We start from the raw sequence: 1,515 nt of genomic DNA on the forward strand, positions 1-1,515 counted from the left end.
CGCCTTTGGCATACCAATAGCAAGAACAGCTATCATCTCACTAATAGCCCCACACCACAAAATGAGGATTGAGTTTTTTCGACGGGCTGGAAGTGACTCACTGATTTACAGCTCGCCGAATATCGTCACTAAATTACTAGAGCTAATTGATAGTTTAATGCTGACGGATCCCCACGAAATAGATAAGAAAATCAGGATGATATGATTGAAAAGGCCTGCATGGGTCGGCATGTTGTTAATCGCCAAACCAACAATATGCCTAAGGAGACCCATGCAGGCCCCTCGATTCTTACATACTCTGCTGACCTCATCACTCCCCCTGGTCCATGCCAAGCGCCTGCAGGCGCTGCTCGACACGGTGGGTGCCCTGCTGGGCGAGCGCCGCCTGGGCTTGACCGCCCTGGGGCGTGCCTTGCCAGGGCCAGTGGCTACCAAGCACACCATCAAGCGAGTCGATCGGTTGCTGGGCAACCCTCACCTGCATCAGGAGCGTCCCCTGTTCTATTGGCTCGTGGCCAGCCTGCTGATTGGCCACATGACCCGCCCGCTGATTCTGGTGGACTGGTCGCCGATTGATGACCGTGGCAAACGGTTCTTGCTGCGCGCCGCGGTGCCCTTTGCCGGGCGCTCGCTGCCAATCTTCGAGAAAGTCCACCACAAGGATGGCTGCCAACACTGTGAGGCATACTTGTTGGCCGCTCTGGCCGAGATACTGCCTGACAACGCCACGCCGATCTTGGTCACCGATGCGGGCTTTCGTAATCCCTGGTTCGAGGCGGTTGAGGCACGTGGTTGGTACTACGTCGGCCGGGTGCGTAGCCCGGTTCGCTGCCAGCTGCCAGGGCAGGCGTGGCAACCTGTGTCAGACCTGTTTCCGCAAGCGACATCGGTACCGCGGGCGCTGGGTTCCGTGCAAATTGCTGAGAGCAATCCACTGACCACCCGCATGGTGCTCTACCATCGGCCGCCGCAGGGGCGCAAGCATCGCAACAAGCGCGGACAGGTCTCCCAGGACAGCCGCAGCCGGGCGATTGCCCAGCGCCAGAAGGAGCCCTGGGTGCTGGTCAGTAACCTACCGGCGCGCTCAACGCTGGCGGACAAGTTGGTGGCCATTTACCGGCAGCGCATGCAGATTGAAGAGGGCTTCCGCGACGTCAAGAGTCCCCAGTTCGGGCTGGGCTTCGGCATGCATCAGTCTCGCCAAGGCAAGCGGATCGAAATCCTGCTGCTGATCGCGATGCTGGCCAATGTCGTGGTGATGGTTGCCGGTCTTCAAGTCCGAGACAGCGGGCAACAGCGACGCTACCAGAGCAACACGATCCGTCATCGGAACGTTCTCTCCGTGTGGCGTTTGGGACTGGAGTGGCTGCGACGTCATTGTGTCGGTGCTGTCCCATGGCCCTCTTGGAAGACAGTTCTGACGAGCCTCCAAGGGGAAGTCAAAGAGCAGGCCTTATGCGATGGATAGCAAAGTTCGTGGGGATTCCTCAGGGTTTAAGGGGCGTTTTTTTTGTC

The 1,515-nt window shown here is 58.5% G+C and carries 2 protein-coding genes; both read left to right on the forward strand.

The features are described 5' to 3' along the window. On the forward strand, nucleotides 1–205 hold a 205-nt coding region (locus NFR51_RS10970; protein WP_251713616.1), incomplete at its 5' end, for a hypothetical protein. Nucleotides 206–271: 66 nt separating this feature from the next. Continuing rightward, nucleotides 272–1,468, forward strand: a complete 1,197-nt coding sequence (locus tag NFR51_RS10975) for an IS4 family transposase (protein WP_058092936.1) — start codon at nucleotides 272–274, stop codon at nucleotides 1,466–1,468. The last annotated feature ends 47 nt before the right edge of the window (nucleotides 1,469–1,515 follow it).

This window comes from Lactococcus ileimucosae, from assembly GCF_943193185.1.
GTDB lineage: Bacteria > Bacillota > Bacilli > Lactobacillales > Streptococcaceae > Lactococcus > Lactococcus ileimucosae.

What these genes read in the sequence shown, in the direction of transcription:
- NFR51_RS10975 (WP_058092936.1), top strand. Translation starts at nt 272, where the DNA reads ATGCAGGCCCCTCGATTCTTACATACTCTGCTGACCTCATCACTCCCC.